This is a genomic window from Lysinibacillus sp. 38-6 (assembly GCF_046245175.1).
GTDB lineage: Bacteria > Bacillota > Bacilli > Bacillales_A > Planococcaceae > Lysinibacillus.
The window spans coordinates 3,335,001-3,359,023 of record NZ_CP176417.1 but is presented as its reverse complement, the minus strand read 5'-3'; the positions used below and the strand labels follow the sequence as shown (position 1 = coordinate 3,359,023).

Genomic DNA, 24,023 nt, shown 5'->3' with positions numbered 1-24,023 from the left:
CCACGAAGGGTATGTAAATAGGCGTTTCCATTTTTTAAAATTTTTAATCATGCTCGTGATTATGATGAGCTTGCTCATTTTTTATATTACATAAAATTGATTCATCGTGACGATTCGCTACAGTTTCCAATTGAATCGTTACATGCTTTATACCCTTATGTTCAAGATTATGTTCAATTTCGCGTAATATATGCTCACTCTCGCCAATGTTTAGTTGACTATCGACAACTGCATGACAGGAAAGCGCGTTTGTGCCACTCGTAATCGTCCAAATATGAAGGTCATGGATACTTTGCACACCTGCTGTTTGCTCGAGTATGCTAACAATCTCCTGTACATCGACATTTGATGGTGTTCCTTCCATTAGAACATGGACAGCAGCTTTTGTGACATAATATCCACTGCGTAGAACTAATAATGCCACAATGACACTTGCAAGCGGATCTGCCCAGCCCCAGCCGAAAAACATAATGACTAATGCGGCAATGATAGCACCAACAGAACCAAGCATATCACTAAGGACATGTAAAAATGCACCGCGCATATTTAAGTTGTCTTGTGTATCGCCGCCACGCATCATGATCCATGCGACTAAAATATTAATTACCAGCCCAATAACACTAATAATGAGCATACCTGTCGTCGCCACTTCAGGAGGATTTACAAAACGCTCTATAGCTTCATAGAAAATAAATAATGCAATTAAAATTAAAGTTACACCGTTTAACACTGCAGCTAATATTTCAAACCGTTTATAGCCATACGTTTTACTATAGCTTGCTGCTTTTTCCCCAAATATAAAAGCAAGCAGTGCAATTGCTAGTGAAATCGAATCGCTTAACATATGTCCAGCATCTGATAACAACGCCAAACTATTCGTTACATAACCACCAATTGCTTCAACAACCATATAACTCGTAATGATGATAAAGGATAGTAAAAGTACCTTTTTATTTGCGCCATGTGTATGATCATGGCCATGATCGTGATTGTGCCCCATCGTTTTCCCCTCCAAAAATGAATTAATACAAAATTTTAGTTATGTGTAGCATGTTCAATGGCTTGCTTCAATAAATTCATAATGTGGTCATCATCTTTTGAATAAAATAACGTTGTGCCTTCTCTTCTGAATTTTACTAATCGTAAATTTTTTAAAAACCGCAATTGGTGAGAGACTGTTGATTGACTTAAGTCCAAAATTTCCGCAATATCGTTAACCGAGTGCTCATCTGAACATAATAAATTTAAAATGCGTATTCTCGTCGGATCACTTAATGCTTTAAATGTTTGCGATACAACAAATAATGTTTCTTCATCTAGATGCTGGCCCTTTCTATTCTCCACTTCTACAGCTTTCACTTGTTCCTCCATTTTTGTTCCTCCTACTTTATATTTATATATGAGCATGTGTTCATATATAAATATAAAGGGTTATTTTAGAAATGTCAATCTATAGCAAAACACAAAACGCAATCCCCGTGATACACTACCTATAAGGAGAGATACTAGTGGATATTTTTGAAAAAGATCGTTTATTTATGGGCCAAGCCCTTGAAGAAGCTAAAAAAGCTGCCTTGCTTGGGGAGGTGCCGATCGGAGCTGTTCTTGTCTATAAAGGAGAGGTTATTGCGCGCGCGCATAATTTACGTGAAACCACACAAAATGCAACAACACATGCGGAATTAATGGTTATTCAAGAAGCCTGTAAACAACTGGGTAGTTGGCGTCTCGAAGAAACTACACTCTATGTCACACTAGAACCTTGCCCTATGTGTGCCGGGGCTATTCTGCAGTCACGCGTACCTCGGGTCGTCTACGGTGCACGAGATATAAAAGCAGGGTGTGTTGATTCACTTTATCATTTATTAAATGATGCACGTTTCAACCATGCGTGTGATGTTACTGAAGGTATGATGGCTGAACAATGCGGTCAAATTTTAACAGATTTTTTCCGAGCATTACGGGAGCGCAAAAAAGCAGAAAAAAAAGCACGTAAATTAATAGAGGAAAGCTGATTGTCATCTGTAGTCCATAAGAAAAGGTACCTCCGAATGTCTGGGGGTACCTTTTCTATCTATGATTATGGGGATGGCGATATATATGAAATGTGTCGTAGCAGCGACAGCATCATCATAACAAGATTTAGCTACATCATAAGAAATTTTAGCGCATGAAAAAAGGAGATAAATTTTTATCTCCTTTTTGTAAAAAAATTTTTACAACAACTCGTATTTTAAACATTTATATTTTAGTAGCTGACGTGAAATGCCTAAACGGCGGGCTGTTTCCGCTAAGCGGCCTTCCGTTTCACGCAATTTTTCAGCAATAATTAAGCGCTCGTAAGCTTCTGTTAAATCTCGTAAATGACCTGAATGAATATTGGGCATGGCAGGTTGCGCTTTTTGTTGCACCGTTCTTACAATGCGTTGGGGAATATGCTCTACTAAAATTTCTTGTCCTATTAAATTGTTATAGGCTGTTTCGAGCGCATTTTTTAACTCCCGTACATTTCCTGGCCAATGATATTCATAAAATAATTGAAGTACTTCATCACTATAACGAACACTTTTTTGAATGGTATGCTCATTATAAAATTGAATATAAAAATCAAGAATAGCAGGTATATCTTCTTTACGCAGTTGAAGCGGTGGTAAATCGATTTGCATAACGTTTAGACGATAAAACAAATCTTCACGTAATCTTTTGTCCATTAACAACTGATCTACATCTTCATTGACTGTCGTAATATAACGAACATCTAGTGGCTCCCCATTCAACATTTTCAAATCTACTGCGTGCAATAATTTAGCCTGTAAAGCTAAATCAAGTGTATTGAGCTGATCAATGAGTAATGTGCCCCCATTCGCTTCTTGCAATTTCCCCTTTTTTCCTTCAGCCTCATAACCGTAAAGCTGCTGAAAAATATTGTCTTCTGTTAATATGGCACAGTTTAGTACAATATAAGGCTTCGTAAATCGCTCGCTTTCATTATGAATGCCTTGAGCTATAATCTCTTTTCCTGTACCTGTTTCCCCTGTAATTAAAATCGATGAATTTTTCTTTGCTCCTCGGCGAGCCTTGTCAATTTGAGCTTTCATTTCCGCATTTACAGAAATTAAGTCTTCTAAACGATAATTGGTATAGTTATCTCTGTATAATTTATGGCCATGGAAATGATCCAAATATTTTATTTGAATACTTTCGTAAAAATGCTTTGAAAACTCAATAGCCCCAATAACTTCTCCATTTTCGATAATCGGATAGGTTGAGCTAAGCGATTTATAGCTAAAACCATTTAACGTGGTCAAAACTTGTTCAAAATAAATGATGGGTTGTCCTGTACGCAATACTTTAAAAATAGTACTTGTATCAGCTGATAAATTTTGATAGTTATCCGTCACGGTTTTTTGGAAAAATTCATCTGGTGTTATGCCGATTTCTAACAATATATTTAAATCTGCTAAATCGTAAAAAATTGCGCAGCCTTTTTCATCGGTGATTAAAACATTATCAAACTCTTTTAATGCTTGTGCAAATTGATGTGGAACCACGAATCATTCCCCCCTTGTCCCCATGAATTATATTCATTATAACGAATTTTCTAAAATAATGAGCGTTTTTGACGCTAAAAAGCAAAAAAAAGCTATTTTAGAAAACCCTTCATCGGGTAATCTAAAATAGCTTGAAATACCGTATTATACTATTCCTACACTTTTAGGCTGTTGAGCAGACTAATTATTTTGGTGCAATAACTGTTTTTCCGCCCATATACGGCACTAATACTTCTGGAATGACTACACTTCCGTCAGCTTGCTGATAGTTTTCAAGGATAGCAGCTACTGTTCGACCAATGGCAAGACCTGAACCATTTAATGTGTGAACGTATTCTGGTTTTGCATTTGGCTCACGACGGAAACGAATATTCGCACGACGCGCTTGGAAATCCTCAAAGTTTGAGCAAGAAGAAATTTCACGGTACATATTTTGTGCCGGAATCCAAACTTCTAAATCATATTTTTTCGCAGCAGTGAAACCTAAATCTGCCGTACACATTTTTAATTTACGGTAAGGTAAGCCTAATAATTGTAATACTTTTTCAGCGTGACCTGTTAATAATTCTAGCTGTTCGTAAGATTCTTCCGGCTTCACAAATCGAACTAATTCTACTTTATTGAATTGGTGCTGACGAATTAAGCCACGTGTATCGCGACCTGCAGAACCCGCTTCTGAACGGAAGCAAGCGCTATATGCTGCAAAGCCTTGTGGTAAAGCTTCCATTGGCAAAATTTCATCACGGTAGAAGTTTGTTACCGGTACTTCTGCTGTTGGAATCATAAAGTAGTCTGTATCATCTACTTTAAATACATCTTCCTCAAACTTAGGTAGCTGACCTGTACCAGTTAAGCTGTCTCGATTGACAATAACAGGTGGTAACATTTCTTCATAGCCATGCTCTTCTGCATGTAAATCCATCATAAAGCTCATTAATGCACGTTCTAGACGCGCACCTAAGCCACGATAGAATAAGAAACGGCTACCCGTTACTTTTGCACCGCGTTCAAAATCGACAATTTGTAAATCTGTTGCGATATCCCAGTGGGCTTTAATATCGAAATCAAAGGCTGGCACTTCGCCCCACGTATATTCCACCACATTGTCATCTTCCGTAGTACCTACTGGCACTGATTCATGCGGTACGTTTGGTAAGCGCATCATCATATCTTTAAAGCGGTCTTCTACTTCATTTAGCTGTGTATCTAGCTCTTTAATTTCATCGCCAACTTGACGCATACGAGCGATTACTTCATCCGCATTTTCTTTATTACGTTTCATCACAGAAATTTGCTCAGACACTTTATTTCGTTCTGCTTTTAGCTCTTCTGCTTTGGCAATTAATTCGCGACGTTTTGTATCTAACGCTTCAAAATCGTCTAAGTTTCCTAAATCTTCGTTACGCGTTAATAGCATTTCTTTAATTTCCGCGAAGTTGTCACGGACGCGTTTAATATCTAACATAAGTCCATACCTCCAGTAGTAGAATGCATAATGATGGAAAGTTTTTATGTGATGGAACACAAAAAAGCCCTCATCCCATGAAAGGGACGAGAGCTACCCGCGTTGCCACCCTAATTGACCAGACCTATTGTTCTAGTCCACTTATCTCATAACGGCATTTCAGCCGGCGACAGCCTACTTCATTCACTTCGACTGCGCAACTCCAGGACGGATTCACAAGTGCTTTTATCAGCTTCCACCAACCGCTGACTCTCTAAAAAAAACGTGCTTGCTACTACTTCCCATCATCGTGTTCAATTATTTAAATTTTATCCATACTGTACTATATGAAACGACATTTTGCAAGTCACACCATAGTCGTCACAAAATATTCGACAATGCGTAAATCTGTCGTTAATTCCGGATGAAATGAACAGCCAAGTAAATGGCCATCACGCGCTAGCACAATTTTTCCATCATGCTCTGCTAGCACTTCCACACCTTCACCAACTGACACAATATGTGGTGCGCGTATAAAAACAGCTGGTATCGCATCACCAATTGCCGCAATATTTAAATCCACTTCAAAGCTATCGACTTGGCGTCCATAGGAATTTCGAGCAACGACAACATCCATGACGGCTATATGTGGATCGTGGTCGACCACTTCTTTTGCCAGTAAAATCAGACCGGCGCAAGTGCCGAACATCGGTAGTCCTTGCTGGGCAAGTGTCCGTAGTGGTTCCAGCAGTTCATAACGATTTAATAACTTGCGCATCGTCGTACTTTCCCCTCCAGGCAATACGAGTCCGTCAAGCCCTTCTAAATGCTCCTTATACTTGACTAAAACCGTTTGACAGCCAAGTGCCTCTAACATGTTCACATGCTCTCTAACTGCACCCTGCAATGCTAATACACCGATTTTTTTCATCTTACCAACCTCGTTCTTGCATCCGTTCGCTTTGGCTAAGTTGCGCAATATCAATACCTTTCATCGGCACACCTAGCTCCTTTGAAATTTCTGCAATCAATTGATAGTCCTTATAATGTGTTGTCGCTTCCACGATAGCACGTGCAAACTTCTCCGGATTTTCTGATTTAAAAATACCGGAACCAACAAATACGCCGTCAGCACCTAGCTCCATCATTAATGCAGCATCTGCTGGTGTCGCAACACCGCCTGCGGCAAAGTTGACAACTGGTAGTCGACCAAGCTTTTTAATGTCTCGTAACAATTCAAATGGCGCACCGAGCAATTTCGCTTCTGTCATTAACTCATCTTCCGTCATACCGACAACTTTTCGCACTTGTGCATTAACCTTACGAATATGGCGTACAGCCTCTACAATATTCCCTGTACCTGGCTCACCTTTCGTCCGTAGCATAGATGCCCCTTCACCGATGCGACGAGCCGCTTCCCCCAAATCACGACAACCACATACAAACGGCACTGTATAATCACTCTTTAACAAATGAAATTCCTCATCTGCCGGTGTTAACACTTCACTTTCATCAATATAATCAACGCCCATCGCTTCTAGCACTCGTGCTTCTACAATATGGCCAATACGAGCCTTCGCCATTACTGGAATCGTGACCGCTGCCATTACCTCCTCGACAATACGAGGATCTGCCATACGGGCAACGCCTCCCGCTTTCCTAATATCAGATGGTACACGCTCCAATGCCATAACAGCTACTGCTCCTGCTGCTTCAGCAATTTTTGCCTGTTCAGCATTAATGACATCCATAATAACGCCACCCTTTTGCATTTCTGCCATCCCACGCTTTACTAATTCTGTTCCTGTTTGCTTCATTTTTTTCTACCTCCACCTTTATGATGAAATTTAGTATAATAGAAATTGACCATATCGAAATATTCAGTTTACAAAAAAATTATAAGGTCAGGAGAAAAATCACTCATGGATATGCTTTTATTTCAGCTCGAAAAAGATGGTGGAAAACCGCTGTATGATCAGCTTTATAGCGGCATAAAAGAAGCAATTAGTACAAAGAAAATTACAGTGGGAGAAAAATTACCTTCCAAGAGGAAATTGGCGGATTTTTTAAATATTTCGCAAACGACAATTGAAATTGCTTATGCTCAGTTACTGGCAGAAGGATATATTATGTCAAAATCTCGGGTCGGTTATTTTGTGGAGGATATCGACGAACTACCTTATATTCAGCAAGACAGTGCCACAATCCTAACTGAACAGCCTCGCAAAAAAGCATATGCCATTGATTTTAACCCTGGTTCCATTGATATTGATGCGTTCCCATTTCAAACGTGGCGAAAATACGCAAAGGAGCTTTTTGATGATGCGTCTAAGGAATTATTACTTACAGGTGAACCCCAAGGTGAGTTAGCGCTACGTACAGAGATTGCACATTATTTATATCAATCACGAGGCGTTATATGTAGTCCAGAGCAAATTGTAATCGGATCAGGTACAGAACAACTACTGCCGATGATATTGCGCCTCTTCAGCGAAGATACTTGCTTTGCGCTCGAAAATCCTGGTTATCCGACCGTGCACCGGATGTTTTTGCAACATAAACGCAAAGTTTATCCCATTTCAGTAGATGATGAAGGGATACTTATTCAAGAGCTTGAAAAGACAGCTGCTGACGTTGTTTATATAACACCATCACACCAATTCCCTACCGGCGCTGTATTATCTGCTACAAGACGTGCACAAGCATTAAATTGGGCCGCTCAAAGCCCTTCAAGATATATTATTGAGGACGATTACGATTCTGAATTTCGTTATACTGGAAAACCAATTCCGGCGCTCCAAGCTTTAGATCGCAATGACAAAGTCATCTATATGAGTACCTTTACCAAATCATTGATGCCGTCCTTGCGTGTTGCCTATTTTGTACTACCGCCTAAGCTTCTTGCTACTTACAATGATGTCTTTAATTATTATTCATCGACAGTACCGAGATTCGATCAGCACATTGTAGCCAATTTTATGCGAGACGGTCACTTTTCAAAACATTTAAATCGTATGAGAAAAGTATATCGAAAAAAACATGAGAAACTAACAACGATATTAGAAAATTATTCTACACAAATAAAAATTACAGGAGAGCAAGCCGGTATGCACATCTTGCTGGATGTTCAACATGCATTATCCGAGAAACAATTACAACAACGTGCTAATGATGCAGGCATAGGCATCTATCCATTATCAGCTTATCGACTTGATGAAAATACGGCTGCTCAAGCTCAATTTTTACTCGGCTTTGGCGGTATTCCTGTACACGAAATTGAACCCTCCGTTGAGAAGTTAATGCATTGCTGGGGCGTACAAGCTAAAAAACCATCTCCATCACGAATATAGTGATGAGATGGTTGTGCTTTTCATTTATTCTTTTAGTTGAATATGATAATGCTTAAACCATGTGTCAATCTGTCCTAAATAGGCTAACAGTTGCGGCCCTGCCATTAATTGTCCGTACCAAGGGACTTTAAATGAGCTTCCCCCTGATTCAATTAACTCTACTAGTTTTTGGCGTTCAAATAATTCGTGAAGAATGGAATTTTTATCGTTTAAGATTTCTGTTAACCATTTTTGAACTCCCGCTGTATAAACAGGATGGTAGGTTTTCGGATAGGGATTCTTTTTTCGATAAAGCACTTCTTGTGGCAATAAATGCGACATGGCTTTTCGCAGTAATCCTTTTTCCATTCCGTCTACATTTTTCATTTCCCAAGGAATATTCCATGCATATTCTACAAGGCGATGGTCTGCAAAGGGTACACGCACCTCTAAACTAGCCCCCATGCTCATACGATCTTTTCGTTCTAACAAGGTTTGCATAAACCACACCATATTTAAATAAAGCATTTCACGATGCTGTGCGGCGGCGGAACTTTCTCCGTCTAAATAAGGTACTTCCTTCATCGTTTGGTCATAAACATGCTGTGCATAGTTTTCTACGGCTAATTTATTGCGCCATTCCTGTCGTAACATGGCTGTTCGTTCAGGTAATGAACGGATCCATGGAAAGCCTGTTGATTTTTCTTTAAACCAAGGATACCCTCCAAATATTTCATCTGCACATTCACCTGATAAAGCTACCGTAAAATCTTGTTTAATTTCTCGGCAAAACCACAGTAATGATGAGTCTACATCGGCCATACCTGGGGCATCTCTTACAATAACGGCTTCGATTAACAAATCGATTAATTGCTGCTGTGTAATTTGCTCAGCATGATGTGTAGTACCAAACGACTCAGTCATTTTTTGTATCCAATAGGTATCGGTTGAATTTTGAAAAGCATGTGGTAGAAAGAAACGTTCATTATCCTCATAATCAATAGAATACGTATGCAGGTTTCCTTTCTTTTGTTGTTGAAAGTGATTAGCCGCAATACCTGTAATAATGCTAGAATCTAAACCACCTGAAAGAAATGTACAAATCGGTACATCTGATACTAACTGCCGTTCAATAGCATCGGTAAGTAAATACCGTACATGGTCAATGGTCTCGTCTAATGACTCCTCGTGTTTTTTACTATGGAGCTGCCAATATTGCCATATGCGCATACCTTCTCTGGAATACCGCATTGCGTATCCTGGGCGTAGTTCATGAATATTATCAAATAGCGACTTGCCAGGCGTTTTAGAAGGTCCTACAGCCATAATAGCAGCAAGACCTTGCGTATTAACAATTGGCTGTATGGCAGGATGTGCAAACAATGCTTTGACCTCTGATGCAAAAAGCAACCCTTCTTGCTGTTCCGTATAATACAGTGGCTTTACACCAAGACGATCCCGACAAAGGAACAGTGATTCGGTGTGTTCATCCCATACACCAAAAGCAAAGATACCATTTAAGTAGGTAACACATTGTTCTTTCCACTCTATATAAGCAGTTAATAATACTTCCGTATCAGAGTGCGTTGTAAATACATGCCCTCTTGCTTGAAGCTCTTTCCGTATTTCATCTGTATTATACAGCTCGCCATTGTATGTAATGACATAGTTTACGCCATCATGCTTTTTCATCATTGGTTGCTTGCCGCCTATTAAGTCGATGACCGCTAACCGTCGATGGCCAAATGCGATATGTTCATTACACCAAACATTTTCATCATCAGGTCCTCGTTTACTTAATGCTTGCGCCATTGTCTTCATGATGGTATCGCTTGTTCGTAAATCTTTTTTAAAACTAGCCCACCCGGTAATTCCACACATTTAGCCACATCCTTTCGCCTATTAGCGTATGCACGTAGCCTGAAAAACGTGAAAAGAACACGCCATGTTTTTTCAAACATTCAGCGTGTTCTTTTTAGTTAGTTATTAAAATAATCCACCAACAAAGTCCGTAATTCCGCCCCATAAGTTGCCGAAGAAGTTACCGATACCTTGGAAGAATAGAGCAAAGCCACTTGCGCGTTCAACAGACGCTGTTGTCACAACATCAGATGCAAACTCTTTGCCATCAATAAAGCCGTAATCTGTGCCTTCTGTGCGCTCAATAACGACTTTCCCCACTACTGTACCCTTCTTAACTTTAGCTTCAAGACTTTTTTTATCTAATACTAATTTAGGTTGATATAAATCTTTTTCAGAAGACTTCACCATAAATGAAATTGGTTCTTTTACAGCGATTGCTACGCTATCTTCTTTCCCTTTTGTCACTTTAACTGTTTTTTGGTCTTTAAACTTGTAGTTCGCTGGGATAATTTCATGTTTTGTAAATTGAGAGAAACCGTAGTTAAATAACTTAGCTGTCGCATCAAAACGTGCTTTATAAGAGCCTTGTCCTTTTGCATCTACAGCTTTCATTACTACTGCGATTAAACGTGTCCCATTGCGTTCTGCTGTACCTGTAAAGCAATGTCCCGCAAAGTTTGTCGTACCTGTTTTAAGGCCATCTACACCTTCATATTGGAATACTAAACCTGGTAACATAAAGTTCCAGTTCGACATTTGAATTGCATCATCTGTACCTTCACGGAATGTCTTTTTTGTAATTTTAGATGTTTCTAAAACCTTTGGATGATCTTTTAATAAATGATACGCTAATTTGGCTACAGATTTAGCGGGCATCACATTCTCATCTTCTGGTCCAGTACCTGCTGGCTGCATACCAAATAGATCGGCATTATTAAGACCTGTGGCATTCACAAACTTATAGCCTTCCAGTCCAAGCTCTTCTGCCTTTTTGTTCATGAGCTTTAAAAATTCAGTTTCAGTACCAGCAATTGTTTCTGCAATCGCCACTGTTGCTGCATTGGCAGAATAGATTGCCATCGCTTCATATAATTCACGAATGGTATATGATCCGTCTCTTCGTAACGGTACATTACTTAATGCACGATTTTGAGACATACGATACGTATAGTCCGTAACATGATACTCCTGATCCCATTTCACCGTACCTGCATCAATTGCGTCCAGTAGTAGGTACTCTGTCATCATCTTCGTCATACTCGCGATACCCAGTGAAGCATCTGCATTTTGTTCATATAAAATTTTTCCTGAATCTGCGTCAATTAAAATCGCAGCATCTACTGTTAGCCCTAAATCTGTTTCAGCATTTGCTTTTGCAGGCATACCCGCAAACATACTAAATAATAGAACAGGAATTAGGAGCAAACGTAATACGGTGTTCATTGTTTTTTTCACCTTTATTGCCCTCCAAAAATAATCTTGTCCTCGACATTTTATCATAGATAGTATCGTACGTGCGCAATCTATCGCATAAAAAAATGCCCTCGTGCCATCTTTGTAGACGATACGAGAGCATAAAAGTTGCTTAAAAGAAATTACATTGAATAATTTGGTGATTCTTTTGTAATTTGAACATCATGAGGATGTGATTCACGAAGACCTGCACCTGTCATACGAACAAATTGAGCTTTGTCACGTAAATATTCAAGGTTAGGAGCACCGCAATAACCCATACCTGCTCGAATACCACCGATTAATTGATAAACTGTATCTGCTAGAGGTCCTTTATAAGGAAGTCGACCTTCAATACCTTCAGGCACTAATTTTTTCGCATCTTCTTGGAAATAACGATCTTTTGAACCTTTTTCCATTGCCCCAATTGAGCCCATACCACGATATACTTTAAAGCGACGACCTTGGAAAATTTCAGTTTCCCCAGGAGATTCAGAAGTACCTGCAAGAAGTGAACCAAGCATTACGATGTTACCACCTGCTGCAAGAGCTTTTACGATATCTCCAGAGTATTTAATACCACCATCAGCAATAATTGTTTTACCAAGCTCACGCGCTACTGTAGCACAATCATAAATCGCTGTAATTTGTGGTACTCCTACACCTGCAACAACACGAGTTGTACAAATAGATCCTGGTCCAATACCAACTTTCACTACATCTGCACCAGCTTCAAATAATGCACGCGCACCATCTCCTGTTGCTACGTTACCAGCAATGATTTCTAGTTCAGGGTATGTTTCACGGATTGAACGAATTGTTTGCAATACGCCCTCTGAATGACCATGTGCAGTATCAATTACTACGATATCCACTTGCGCCTCAACCAGCTTCTCAATGCGAACCATTGTATCTTTAGAAACGCCTACTGCCGCACCAACTAATAAACGACCATGTACATCTTTTGCAGCATTCGGGAATTCAATTACTTTTTCGATATCCTTAATTGTAATAAGACCAGTTAATTTACCATCTTCGTCTACAATAGGAAGTTTTTCAATTTTATATTGTTGAAGAATCTTTTCGGCATCCTCTAAAGTCGTTCCAACAGGAGCTGTAATTAAATCTTCTTTTGTCATGACATCTTCAATTTTTAAAGAGTAGTCAGAAATAAAACGTAAGTCGCGGTTTGTAATAATACCTACTAGCTTTTGGTTTTCCATACTATCAACAATTGGTACACCTGAAATTCGGTATTTCCCCATTAAATGTTCAGCATCGAAAACTTGGTGAGTTGGAGTTAAGAAGAATGGGTTTGTAATAACACCATTTTCAGAACGTTTTACTTTTTCAACTTGTTCTGCTTGCTCATCGATTCCCATATTTTTATGGATAATACCGATACCACCTTGGCGTGCCATAGCAATTGCCATTTTAGATTCTGTAACTGTATCCATACCCGCACTGACCATTGGGATATTTAATTTAATCTTTGGTGTTAGTTGAACTGATAAATCAACATCTTTCGGTAATACTTCTGAATGAGCTGGTACTAATAATACATCATCAAAAGTTAAACCTTCTTTGGCAAATTTAGATTCCCACATTTTCGTAACTTCCTCCTATAGTTAAAAGAATATTAATTGTAAGATTAACAACGAGTCATGCTACTGTCAAGAAACTTATAAAAGAAAGACAATTCAGTTTTTTTAATCTAGTAAAATTTATACGTAATTCGCCATTTTTAAGAGCGAATTTCTATCATTAATGTACAAATATTTGTTTTTAAAATATTTTTCTCCGTAGTATTAAACTCTAAGAAAGACTATTTGAATAAATACAGTACTTATTTATTCTGCACAATTTGACACAAAAAATGCACTAAAAGTTCTAATAAAGCGATTACAAATTTATTATAATTGTTCCAACATGCGAAAACATACAAAAAAACAGCCAGCTATTGCTGACTGCTTTGCGTGCCTAGCGACGTCCTACTCTCACAGGGGGAAGCCCCCAACTACCATCGGCGCTAAAGAGCTTAACTTCCGTGTTCGGTATGGGAACGGGTGTGACCTCTTTGCCATCATCACTAGACTATTTACGGCTTTCAATATACATCGTATTTCTTTGTCAGCTTCATTCGTTCAGTCAGTCACGTACAGAGGTACGCTCCTTCCTTCTCTCACTCGCTTCCGCGAACTACTCGTATCTTGAAACCCTTTTGTGTTGAAAGAGTTATTCTTTCAAAACTGGATAAACGGTTCATTGAATGTTTCAAACATTTTTGGTTAAGTCCTCGATCGATTAGTATTCGTCAGCTCCATGTGTCACCACACTTCCACCTCGAACCTATCTACCTCATCGTCTTTGAGGGATCTTACTTACTTGCGTAATGGGAAATCTCATCTTGAGGGGGGCTTCATGCTTAGATGCTTTCAGCACTTATCCCGTCCACACATAGCTACCCAGCGATGCCTTTGGCAAGACAACTGGTACACCAGCGGTGTGTCCATCCCGGTCCTCTCGTACTAAGGACAGCTCCTCTCAAATTTCCTACGCCCACGACGGATAGGGACCGAACTGTCTCACGACGTTCTGAACCCAGCTCGCGTACCGCTTTAATGGGCGAACAGCCCAACCCTTGGGACCGACTACAGCCCCAGGATGCGATGAGCCGACATCGAGGTGCCAAACCTCCCCGTCGATGTGGACTCTTGGGGGAGATAAGCCTGTTATCCCCGGGGTAGCTTTTATCCGTTGAGCGATGGCCCTTCCATGCGGAACCACCGGATCACTAAGCCCGTCTTTCGACCCTGCTCGACTTGTAGGTCTCGCAGTCAAGCTCCCTTGTGCCTTTACACTCTACGAATGATTTCCAACCATTCTGAGGGAACCTTTGGGCGCCTCCGTTACCTTTTAGGAGGCGACCGCCCCAGTCAAACTGTCCGCCTGACACTGTCTCCTGCCCCGCTAAGGGGCATGGGTTAGAATTTCAATACAACCAGGGTAGTATCCCACCGACGCCTCCTTCGAAGCTGGCGCTCCGAGATCTCTGGCTCCTACCTATCCTGTACAAGTTGTACCAAAATTCAATATCAGGCTACAGTAAAGCTCCACGGGGTCTTTCCGTCCTGTCGCGGGTAACCTGCATCTTCACAGGTACTATAATTTCACCGAGTCTCTCGTTGAGACAGTGCCCAGATCGTTACGCCTTTCGTGCGGGTCGGAACTTACCCGACAAGGAATTTCGCTACCTTAGGACCGTTATAGTTACGGCCGCCGTTTACTGGGGCTTCAATTCGCAGCTTCGCTTGCGCTAACCACTCCTCTTAACCTTCCAGCACCGGGCAGGCGTCAGCCCCTATACGTCACCTTACGGTTTTGCAGAGACCTGTGTTTTTGCTAAACAGTCGCCTGGGCCTATTCACTGCGGCTCTCATGCGCTTGCACGCTCAAGAGCACCCCTTCTCCCGAAGTTACGGGGTCATTTTGCCGAGTTCCTTAACGAGAGTTCTCTCGCACACCTTAGGATTCTCTCCTCGACTACCTGTGTCGGTTTGCGGTACGGGCACCTCTCACCTCGATAGAGGCTTTTCTTGGCAGTGTGAAATCAGGAACTTCGTCCATACGGACTCGCCATCACAGCTCAACGTTACAGTGTGCGGATTTGCCTACACACACGCCTTACTGCTTGGACGCGCACAACCAACGGCGCGCTTACCCTATCCTACTGCGTCCCCCCATTTCTCAAACGGTGAGGAGGTGGTACAGGAATATCAACCTGTTGTCCATCGCCTACGCCTATCGGCCTCGGCTTAGGTCCCGACTAACCCTGAGCGGACGAGCCTTCCTCAGGAAACCTTAGTCATACGGTGGACGGGATTCTCACCCGTCTTTCGCTACTCATACCGGCATTCTCACTTCTAAGCGCTCCACCAGTCCTTCCGGTCTGACTTCAACGCACTTAGAACGCTCTCCTACCACTGACATCGTAGATGTCAATCCACAGCTTCGGTGAATCGTTTAGCCCCGATACATTTTCGGCGCAGCGTCACTCGACCAGTGAGCTATTACGCACTCTTTAAATGATGGCTGCTTCTAAGCCAACATCCTGGTTGTCTGTGCAACGCCACATCCTTTTCCACTTAACGATTACTTTGGGACCTTAGCTGGTGGTCTGGGCTGTTTCCCTTTTGACTACGGATCTTATCACTCGCAGTCTGACTCCCGTGTATAAATATCTGGCATTCGGAGTTTGTCTGAATTCGGTAAACCGGGATGGCCCCCTAGTCCAAACAGTGCTCTACCTCCAGTATTCTCATCACGAGGCTAGCCCTAAAGCTATTTCGGAGAGAACCAGCTATCTCCAAGTTCGATTGGAATTTCTCCGCTACCCACACCTCATCCCCGCACTTTTCAACGTGCGTGGGTTCGGGCCTCCAGTAAGTGTTACCTCACCTTCACCCTGGACATGGGTAGATCACCTGGTTTCGGGTCTACGACCACGTACTAATTCGCCCTATTCAGACTCGCTTTCGCTGCGGCTCCGCCTTCTAAAGCTTAACCTCGCACGTAATCGTAACTCGCCGGTTCATTCTACAAAAGGCACGCTATCACCCATTAACGGGCTCTAACTACTTGTAGGCACACGGTTTCAGGATCTATTTCACTCCCCTTCCGGGGTGCTTTTCACCTTTCCCTCACGGTACTGGTTCACTATCGGTCACTAGGTAGTATTTAGCCTTGGGAGATGGTCCTCCCGGATTCCGACGGAATTTCACGTGTTCCGCCGTACTCAGGATCCACTCTGGAGGGAATAAACTTTCGACTACAGGGCTTTTACCTGCTCTGGCGGACCTTTCCAAGTCGCTTCATCTAACTCATTCCTTTGTAACTCCGTATAGAGTGTCCTACAACCCCAAGAGGCAAGCCTCTTGGTTTGGGCTCTTCCCGTTTCGCTCGCCGCTACTCAGGGAATCGATTTTTCTTTCTCTTCCTCCAGGTACTTAGATGTTTCAGTTCCCTGGGTCTGCCTTCAAGACGCTATGTATTCACGTCAAGATACTACGCGATTAAACGTAGTGGGTTCCCCCATTCGGAAATCTCCGGATCAAAGCTCACTTACAGCTCCCCGAAGCATATCGGTGTTAGTGCCGTCCTTCTTCGGCTCCTAGTGCCAAGGCATTCGCCGTGCGCCCTTAATAACTTAACCAAGTTATTAAGCCTAAAAAACTTAATTTTAAAAAAATAAATGTGTTTGTTACAATTTCAATGTCGTTTTATCCAGTTTTCAAAGAACAAGTTTTGAAGTGTTTCATCTTAATGATGAACCTTCAAAACTGAACGCAAAACGTAATCTTACAAACCCAAGGTTTGTATTCCGAAATAATCCTTAGAAAGGAGGTGATCCAGCCGCACCTTCCGATACGGCTACCTTGTTACGACTTCACCCCAATCATCTATCCCACCTTCGGCGGCTGGCTCCAAAAGGTTACCTCACCGACTTCGGGTGTTACAAACTCTCGTGGTGTGACGGGCGGTGTGTACAAGGCCCGGGAACGTATTCACCGCGGCATGCTGATCCGCGATTACTAGCGATTCCGGCTTCATGTAGGCGAGTTGCAGCCTACAATCCGAACTGAGAACGACTTTATCGGATTAGCTCCCTCTCGCGAGTTGGCAACCGTTTGTATCGTCCATTGTAGCACGTGTGTAGCCCAGGTCATAAGGGGCATGATGATTTGACGTCATCCCCACCTTCCTCCGGTTTGTCACCGGCAGTCACCTTAGAGTGCCCAACTAAATGATGGCAACTAAGATCAAGGGTTGCGCTCGTTGCGGGACTTAACCCAACATCTCACGACACGAGCTGACGACAACCATGCACCACCTGTCACCGTTGTCCCCGAAGGGAAAACCATATCTCTACAGTGGTCAACGGGATGTCAAGACCTGGTAAGGTTCTTCGCGTTGCTTCGAATTAAACCACATGCTCCACCGCTTGTGCGGGCCCCCGTCAATTCCTTTGAGTTTCAGTCTTGCGACCGTACTCCCCAGGCGGAGTGCTTAATGCGTTAGCTGCAGCACTAAGGGGCGGAAACCCCCTAACACTTAGCACTCATCGTTTACGGCGTGGACTACCAGGGTATCTAATCCTGTTTGCTCCCCACGCTTTCGCGCCTCAGTGTCAGTTACAGACCAGATAGTCGCCTTCGCCACTGGTGTTCCTCCAAATCTCTACGCATTTCACCGCTACACTTGGAATTCCACTATCCTCTTCTGCACTCAAGTCTCCCAGTTTCCAATGACCCTCCACGGTTGAGCCGTGGGCTTTCACATCAGACTTAAGAAACCACCTGCGCGCGCTTTACGCCCAATAATTCCGGACAACGCTTGCCACCTACGTATTACCGCGGCTGCTGGCACGTAGTTAGCCGTGGCTTTCTAATAAGGTACCGTCAAGGTACAGCCAGTTACTACTGTACTTGTTCTTCCCTTACAACAGAGTTTTACGAACCGAAATCCTTCTTCACTCACGCGGCGTTGCTCCATCAGGCTTTCGCCCATTGTGGAAGATTCCCTACTGCTGCCTCCCGTAGGAGTCTGGGCCGTGTCTCAGTCCCAGTGTGGCCGATCACCCTCTCAGGTCGGCTACGCATCGTCGCCTTGGTGAGCCGTTACCTCACCAACTAGCTAATGCGCCGCGGGCCCATCCTATAGCGACAGCCGAAACCGTCTTTCAGTGTTTCACCATGAAGTAAAACAGATTATTCGGTATTAGCCCCGGTTTCCCGGAGTTATCCCAAACTATAGGGTAGGTTGCCCACGTGTTACTCACCCGTCCGCCGCTAACGTCAAAGGAGCAAGCTCCTTCTCTGTTCGCTCGACTTGCATGTATTAGGCACGCCGCCAGCGTTCGTCCTGAGCCAGGATCAAACTCTCCATAAAAGAAATTTGATTAGCTCAAATTGTTTTGCTGGCATCAATTTTGATGTCCAAAATTTTTGTTTCGTTTACTAACGTAAGTTAGCTCGGAAACTATATTGATTACGTTTTGCTTGTTCAGTTTTCAAGGTTCATTTCGTTAACTATTTTGTAAGAGTTAACTTTTATATAATAACATGTTTCTGAAATAATGTCAAACATTTATTTTGTTTTTATTATTTCCTCGTTGCATGTTGTAACAGCAACTTTTATATAATAACATCTATACTATAAGTGGTCAATAGTTTTTATCAATTTTTTTAGCTTTTATATTCTATACCTTGGCCAAGTTTTTAAAAATTGAATTGTCCGGTTTCTCCCTATCTCTAGTAATGTTTCCTTAGTCTCTTCATTTAAATCAAATTGTGTAGCACTATAATCATCTACTGGAATAAAGACAATATCTTTTTCATGCCTTCTAGAAATATATCTTTCATCATGTGCCCCTTTCATTGTCGCAAATAACGCTTCAAATAAATTTAATCCATTCTTTATTTCTTGTGGACATTGCTCCTCACTGCTTCGGCTTAGTTTAAGTCCGAGCACTGGTCGTTTTTTTCTCCCTTCTTTATCATCAAATATCCATAAAGGAAAATTACTTAATACACCTCCATCAACAATGACAGATTCCCCCTTTCCAGTTTTTAAAGTTACTGGTTCAAAGAAAAAAGGAATGCCGCAACTCATACGTAATGCACAAGCAACAGAAAAATTATTGGCATCCACCTGGTATTTGTGTAAATCATCTGGTAAAACAATAATTCTACCATTCGACAAATCCGAAGCTACCAATTTTAAAGAACCTTTTGGTAGATCGGCAAAAGTATATACCCCTTTATCAGCTAATTTTTGAAAAAACCATTTTTCTAATGCCTTTCCTTTATACAAACCTAAATGATTATAAACATTAATCCATTTCATAAATGGCATTGGTAAAAATGTTTTACGAGGGTCTAATAGTGAAGGTACATCTAACTCTTCTAGCATACACTCAATTTCTTTTCCACTATAACCTGCAGCAATAAAGGCAGCTAAAATAGCGCCAGCACTTGTTCCTGCAACTCGTTTGAAATGAAAGTTCTCTGCTTCTAGTACCTGATATGCGCCCACTAATGCAAATCCTTTTAAGCCTCCACCAGAAAAAACGCCATCAATCCACAAAATTCCCTCTCCTTTTTCAAGTAATCGATACAGTATAAGATACTAGTAAAGAGATTAGAACTTAAAAAATGAACTTTGTCGAATTCTACCTCCATCACCAGCCGATTTTCATGTATAAGATTACATCATCCACTTAACACAAAATAGTTGAACACCACTACATATTAATAAGGTCTGCACATAATTTATGCTGAAGTTCTTTCATATTATCTAATTGTAAAAATCAATAATAATATAAAAAAATAATGTCTTTGTTCTTGTCCTTTATTAAAACAACATATAAAATACGATCTCATTAAATCATCAATATTTATTAAAGCTTAATCTGGCAAGTTTAATAAACCTTATAAATGTATATACAACTAATAAGTCTAAAAAAGTGCTTAATTGCCGTTGTTAGTAAAAAAAACAATCCCTTAATAATATATTAAGGAATTATTTTTAAAATACGGTTGGCATTGTTGCGTGAAAGTGGGAAACGGAAACGTATTTTATTAAATACGTTGAACCACTTTATGATGGACGCACATTTCTTGATGTAAGAGTGCTGTAATTTTTCTGTATTCATAGCGAAATTTATTTACACAACAGAGTTCATCGATACGTCTCTCTATTACTTGACGAGACCTTGTATCTGTAGAAGTCTGCTTCCAACGCTAGTAGGTAGATTGTGCAATCCCAAAGTGTTTAAAAATTCCCTTTACAGACATCATACCTCTTAGTGATACAACTAACTGTACAGTTATTTCTCCAACAACTTCCTCTCCAACTATGCGTACTTTTTTAGCACCCCAATTTGTTACTTTTAATAATGGTTCTCTAATACTAATTTCGTTTGTTCATTCTCCTTTTCAGGACCTTTATTAAAGAAGTTTGTCTACAGCTTGTTTCAAACGTTTCATTTAGCCATTTCTATACCACGCATTCACATTTCCATCTTTGTTTATGTCGTATATTTCATTCCATTAATATCTGTTTTATTGGTATACCTGCTAATCATTTCTCAATCGCTTTTATTTTTACTTCAGATGGATACCTCACTCTTGTTCCCATAGGAACAACACCTCCAAATTGAAATTTAAGTATTTATACCAGAATTTCAATTGAAGATGCTTTTTTTATTGTCTATACCTATTAGGGGGCAGTTCCAATAGCTAGTAAAGATCTATTTTTATAGTAATTTTAAATATGAATTGGCTAATCTCAATATAATTTCTAACTCACTTTTTTATAGTATCCTGTCATTGCATTTACATATAATTTTATATAAAACACAAAAAAACAGCCAGCTATTGCTGACTGCTTTGTGTGCCTAGCGACGTCCTACTCTCACAGGGGGAAGCCCCCAACTACCATCGGCGCTAAAGAGCTTAACTTCCGTGTTCGGTATGGGAACGGGTGTGACCTCTTTGCCATCATCACTAGACTATGTTCGACCTTCAATACACTCTGTATCAAAGCTCGCTTTTTAGAAAGTGTTGTTCTTTCAAAACTGGATAAACGGTTCATTGAATGTTTCAAACATTTTTGGTTAAGTCCTCGATCGATTAGTATTCGTCAGCTCCATGTGTCACCACACTTCCACCTCGAACCTATCTACCTCATCGTCTTTGAGGGATCTTACTTACTTGCGTAATGGGAAATCTCATCTTGAGGGGGGCTTCATGCTTAGATGCTTTCAGCACTTATCCCGTCCACACATAGCTACCCAGCGATGCCTTTGGCAAGACAACTGGTACACCAGCGGTGTGTCCATCCCGGTCCTCTCGTACTAAGGACAGCTCCTCTCAAATTTCCTACGCCCACGACGGATAGGGACCGAACTGTCTCACGACGTTCTGAACCCAGCTCGCGTACCGCTTTAATGGGCGAACAGCCCAACCCTTGGGACCGACTACAGCCCCAGGATGCGATGAGCCGACATCGAGGTGCCAAACCTCCCCGTCGATGTGGACTCTTGGGGGAGATAAGCCTGTTATCCCCGGGGTAGCTTTTATCCGTTGAGCGATGGCCCTTCCATGCGGAACCACCGGATCACTAAGCCCGTCTTTCGACCCTGCTCGACTTGTAGGTCTCGCAGTCAAGCTCCCTTGTGCCTTTACACTCTACGAATGATTTCCAACCATTCTGAGGGAACCTTTGGGCGCCTCCGTTACCTTTTAGGAGGCGACCGCCCCAGTCAAACTGTCCGCCTGACACTGTCTCCTGCCCCGCTAAGGGGCATGGGTTAGAATTTCAATACAACCAGGGTAGTATCCCACCGACGCCTCCTTCGAAGCTGGCGCTCCGAGATCTCTGGCTCCTACCTATCCTGTACAAGTTGTACCAAAATTCAATATCAGGCTACAGTAAAGCTCCACGGGGTCTTTCCGTCCTGTCGCGGGTAACCTGCATCTTCACAGGTACTATAATTTCACCGAGTCTCTCGTTGAGACAGTGCCCAGATCGTTACGCCTTTCGTGCGGGTCGGAACTTACCCGACAAGGAATTTCGCTACCTTAGGACCGTTATAGTTACGGCCGCCGTTTACTGGGGCTTCAATTCGCAGCTTCGCTTGCGCTAACCACTCCTCTTAACCTTCCAGCACCGGGCAGGCGTCAGCCCCTATACGTCACCTTACGGTTTTGCAGAGACCTGTGTTTTTGCTAAACAGTCGCCTGGGCCTATTCACTGCGGCTCTCATGCGCTTGCACGCTCAAGAGCACCCCTTCTCCCGAAGTTACGGGGTCATTTTGCCGAGTTCCTTAACGAGAGTTCTCTCGCACACCTTAGGATTCTCTCCTCGACTACCTGTGTCGGTTTGCGGTACGGGCACCTCTCACCTCGATAGAGGCTTTTCTTGGCAGTGTGAAATCAGGAACTTCGTCTATACGGACTCGCCATCACAGCTCAACGTTACAGTGTGCGGATTTGCCTACACACACGCCTTACTGCTTGGACGCGCACAACCAACGGCGCGCTTACCCTATCCTACTGCGTCCCCCCATTTCTCAAACGGTGAGGAGGTGGTACAGGAATATCAACCTGTTGTCCATCGCCTACGCCTATCGGCCTCGGCTTAGGTCCCGACTAACCCTGAGCGGACGAGCCTTCCTCAGGAAACCTTAGTCATACGGTGGACGGGATTCTCACCCGTCTTTCGCTACTCATACCGGCATTCTCACTTCTAAGCGCTCCACCAGTCCTTCCGGTCTGACTTCAACGCACTTAGAACGCTCTCCTACCACTGACATCGTAGATGTCAATCCACAGCTTCGGTGAATCGTTTAGCCCCGATACATTTTCGGCGCAGCGTCACTCGACCAGTGAGCTATTACGCACTCTTTAAATGATGGCTGCTTCTAAGCCAACATCCTGGTTGTCTGTGCAACGCCACATCCTTTTCCACTTAACGATTACTTTGGGACCTTAGCTGGTGGTCTGGGCTGTTTCCCTTTTGACTACGGATCTTATCACTCGCAGTCTGACTCCCGTGTATAAATATCTGGCATTCGGAGTTTGTCTGAATTCGGTAAACCGGGATGGCCCCCTAGTCCAAACAGTGCTCTACCTCCAGTATTCTCATCACGAGGCTAGCCCTAAAGCTATTTCGGAGAGAACCAGCTATCTCCAAGTTCGATTGGAATTTCTCCGCTACCCACACCTCATCCCCGCACTTTTCAACGTGCGTGGGTTCGGGCCTCCAGTAAGTGTTACCTCACCTTCACCCTGGACATGGGTAGATCACCTGGTTTCGGGTCTACGACCACGTACTAATTCGCCCTATTCAGACTCGCTTTCGCTGCGGCTCCGCCTTCTAAAGCTTAACCTCGCACGTAATCGTAACTCGCCGGTTCATTCTACAAAAGGCACGCTATCACCCATTAACGGGCTCTAACTACTTGTAGGCACACGGTTTCAGGATCTCTTTCACTCCCCTTCCGGGGTGCTTTTCACCTTTCCCTCACGGTACTGGTTCACTATCGGTCACTAGGTAGTATTTAGCCTTGGGAGATGGTCCTCCCGGATTCCGACGGAATTTCACGTGTTCCGCCGTACTCAGGATCCACTCTGGAGGGAATAAACTTTCGACTACAGGGCTTTTACCTGCTCTGGCGGACCTTTCCAAGTCGCTTCATCTAACTCATTCCTTTGTAACTCCGTATAGAGTGTCCTACAACCCCAAGAGGCAAGCCTCTTGGTTTGGGCTCTTCCCGTTTCGCTCGCCGCTACTCAGGGAATCGATTTTTCTTTCTCTTC

Annotated in this window: 12 protein-coding genes, 5 rRNA genes and 1 other annotated feature (1 of these 18 only partly in view); of the genes, 2 read left to right on the top strand and 15 right to left on the bottom strand. The window is 42.3% G+C overall.

What is annotated here, in order from left to right; genetic code table 11:
- Nucleotides 1-43 precede the first annotated feature (43 nt).
- Together ACKVEV_RS17150 and ACKVEV_RS17145 are read right to left on the bottom strand one after the other, a co-directional pair.
- Entirely contained in the window at nt 44-1,000 is a 957-nt protein-coding gene (locus tag ACKVEV_RS17150; RefSeq protein WP_409367486.1) for a cation diffusion facilitator family transporter, read from the bottom strand.
- Nucleotides 1,001-1,035: 35 nt separating this feature from the next.
- Nucleotides 1,036-1,371 carry an ArsR/SmtB family transcription factor gene (locus tag ACKVEV_RS17145; protein ID WP_409367485.1) on the bottom strand — a complete coding sequence of 112 codons (336 nt, stop codon included), beginning with the start codon at nt 1,369-1,371 and terminating at the stop codon, nt 1,036-1,038.
- 137 nt (nt 1,372-1,508) lie between these two features.
- Between ACKVEV_RS17145 and tadA the strand changes: the two genes are divergently transcribed.
- Nucleotides 1,509-2,015 carry a tRNA adenosine(34) deaminase TadA gene (gene tadA, locus ACKVEV_RS17140; protein ID WP_409367484.1) on the top strand — a complete coding sequence of 169 codons (507 nt, stop codon included), beginning with the start codon at nt 1,509-1,511 and terminating at the stop codon, nt 2,013-2,015.
- A gap of 201 nt (nt 2,016-2,216) precedes the next feature.
- Here the strand turns inward: tadA and ACKVEV_RS17135 are convergent, their stop codons facing one another.
- The 4 genes from ACKVEV_RS17135 to pdxS form a co-directional block, all read right to left on the bottom strand.
- The gene (locus ACKVEV_RS17135) at nt 2,217-3,551 is read right to left on the bottom strand and encodes a sigma 54-interacting transcriptional regulator (RefSeq protein WP_409367483.1); all 1,335 of its coding nucleotides are present in this window, start codon (nt 3,549-3,551) and stop codon (nt 2,217-2,219) included.
- A 184-nt stretch (nt 3,552-3,735) separates the two neighbouring features.
- Nucleotides 3,736-5,016: a serine--tRNA ligase gene (serS, locus tag ACKVEV_RS17130; protein ID WP_409367482.1), complete on the bottom strand. Its 1,281-nt coding sequence runs from the start codon at nt 5,014-5,016 to the stop codon at nt 3,736-3,738.
- 79 nt (nt 5,017-5,095) lie between these two features.
- Nucleotides 5,096-5,313: a binding site (T-box leader), on the bottom strand.
- Between the two features lie 49 nt (nt 5,314-5,362).
- Nucleotides 5,363-5,926 carry a pyridoxal 5'-phosphate synthase glutaminase subunit PdxT gene (gene pdxT, locus ACKVEV_RS17125; RefSeq protein ID WP_409367481.1) on the bottom strand — a complete coding sequence of 188 codons (564 nt, stop codon included), beginning with the start codon at nt 5,924-5,926 and terminating at the stop codon, nt 5,363-5,365.
- Nucleotide 5,927: 1 nt separating this feature from the next.
- Nucleotides 5,928-6,812: a pyridoxal 5'-phosphate synthase lyase subunit PdxS gene (gene pdxS / locus ACKVEV_RS17120; RefSeq protein ID WP_409367480.1), complete on the bottom strand. Its 885-nt coding sequence runs from the start codon at nt 6,810-6,812 to the stop codon at nt 5,928-5,930.
- A gap of 105 nt (nt 6,813-6,917) precedes the next feature.
- Here pdxS and ACKVEV_RS17115 point away from each other — a divergent pair, with 105 nt between their 5' ends.
- Nucleotides 6,918-8,345 carry a PLP-dependent aminotransferase family protein gene (locus tag ACKVEV_RS17115; RefSeq protein WP_409367479.1) on the top strand — a complete coding sequence of 476 codons (1,428 nt, stop codon included), beginning with the start codon at nt 6,918-6,920 and terminating at the stop codon, nt 8,343-8,345.
- Nucleotides 8,346-8,369: 24 nt separating this feature from the next.
- Here the strand turns inward: ACKVEV_RS17115 and asnB are convergent, their stop codons facing one another.
- The 9 genes from asnB to ACKVEV_RS17070 all read right to left on the bottom strand — a co-directional run.
- Complete coding sequence (gene asnB / locus ACKVEV_RS17110; protein WP_409367478.1) at nt 8,370-10,205, bottom strand: asparagine synthase (glutamine-hydrolyzing); 1,836 nt, start codon at nt 10,203-10,205, stop codon at nt 8,370-8,372.
- Between the two features lie 105 nt (nt 10,206-10,310).
- Nucleotides 10,311-11,642: a D-alanyl-D-alanine carboxypeptidase family protein gene (locus tag ACKVEV_RS17105; RefSeq protein ID WP_409367477.1), complete on the bottom strand. Its 1,332-nt coding sequence runs from the start codon at nt 11,640-11,642 to the stop codon at nt 10,311-10,313.
- Between the two features lie 140 nt (nt 11,643-11,782).
- Complete coding sequence (gene guaB / locus ACKVEV_RS17100; protein ID WP_409367476.1) at nt 11,783-13,246, bottom strand: IMP dehydrogenase; 1,464 nt, start codon at nt 13,244-13,246, stop codon at nt 11,783-11,785.
- Between the two features lie 371 nt (nt 13,247-13,617).
- Nucleotides 13,618-13,733, bottom strand: a 5S ribosomal RNA gene (gene rrf / locus ACKVEV_RS17095).
- 190 nt (nt 13,734-13,923) lie between these two features.
- A 23S ribosomal RNA gene (locus tag ACKVEV_RS17090) occupies nt 13,924-16,851 on the bottom strand.
- A gap of 184 nt (nt 16,852-17,035) precedes the next feature.
- A 16S ribosomal RNA gene (locus ACKVEV_RS17085) occupies nt 17,036-18,587 on the bottom strand.
- Together the 16S, 23S and 5S rRNA genes form the textbook arrangement of a ribosomal RNA operon.
- Nucleotides 18,588-18,890: 303 nt before the next feature.
- Nucleotides 18,891-19,784, bottom strand: coding sequence for a patatin-like phospholipase family protein (locus ACKVEV_RS17080; protein ID WP_409367475.1), 894 nt, complete (start codon nt 19,782-19,784; stop codon nt 18,891-18,893).
- A 1,310-nt stretch (nt 19,785-21,094) separates the two neighbouring features.
- Nucleotides 21,095-21,210: ribosomal RNA gene (rrf, locus tag ACKVEV_RS17075) — 5S ribosomal RNA — on the bottom strand.
- A gap of 101 nt (nt 21,211-21,311) precedes the next feature.
- A 23S ribosomal RNA gene (locus ACKVEV_RS17070) occupies nt 21,312-24,023 on the bottom strand; it runs 216 nt beyond the window's last position.

Bases quoted from the DNA above. Each gene is read 5' to 3' on its own strand.
- guaB (WP_409367476.1), bottom strand. From the start codon at position 13,246: ATGTGGGAATCTAAATTTGCCAAAGAAGGTTTAACTTTTGATGATGTA.
- serS (WP_409367482.1), bottom strand. From the start codon at position 5,016: ATGTTAGATATTAAACGCGTCCGTGACAACTTCGCGGAAATTAAAGAA.
- pdxT (WP_409367481.1), bottom strand. From the start codon at position 5,926: ATGAAAAAAATCGGTGTATTAGCATTGCAGGGTGCAGTTAGAGAGCAT.
- asnB (WP_409367478.1), bottom strand. From the start codon at position 10,205: ATGTGTGGAATTACCGGGTGGGCTAGTTTTAAAAAAGATTTACGAACA.
- ACKVEV_RS17115 (WP_409367479.1), top strand. From the start codon at position 6,918: ATGGATATGCTTTTATTTCAGCTCGAAAAAGATGGTGGAAAACCGCTG.
- ACKVEV_RS17150 (WP_409367486.1), bottom strand. From the start codon at position 1,000: ATGGGGCACAATCACGATCATGGCCATGATCATACACATGGCGCAAAT.
- ACKVEV_RS17145 (WP_409367485.1), bottom strand. From the start codon at position 1,371: ATGGAGGAACAAGTGAAAGCTGTAGAAGTGGAGAATAGAAAGGGCCAG.
- pdxS (WP_409367480.1), bottom strand. From the start codon at position 6,812: ATGAAGCAAACAGGAACAGAATTAGTAAAGCGTGGGATGGCAGAAATG.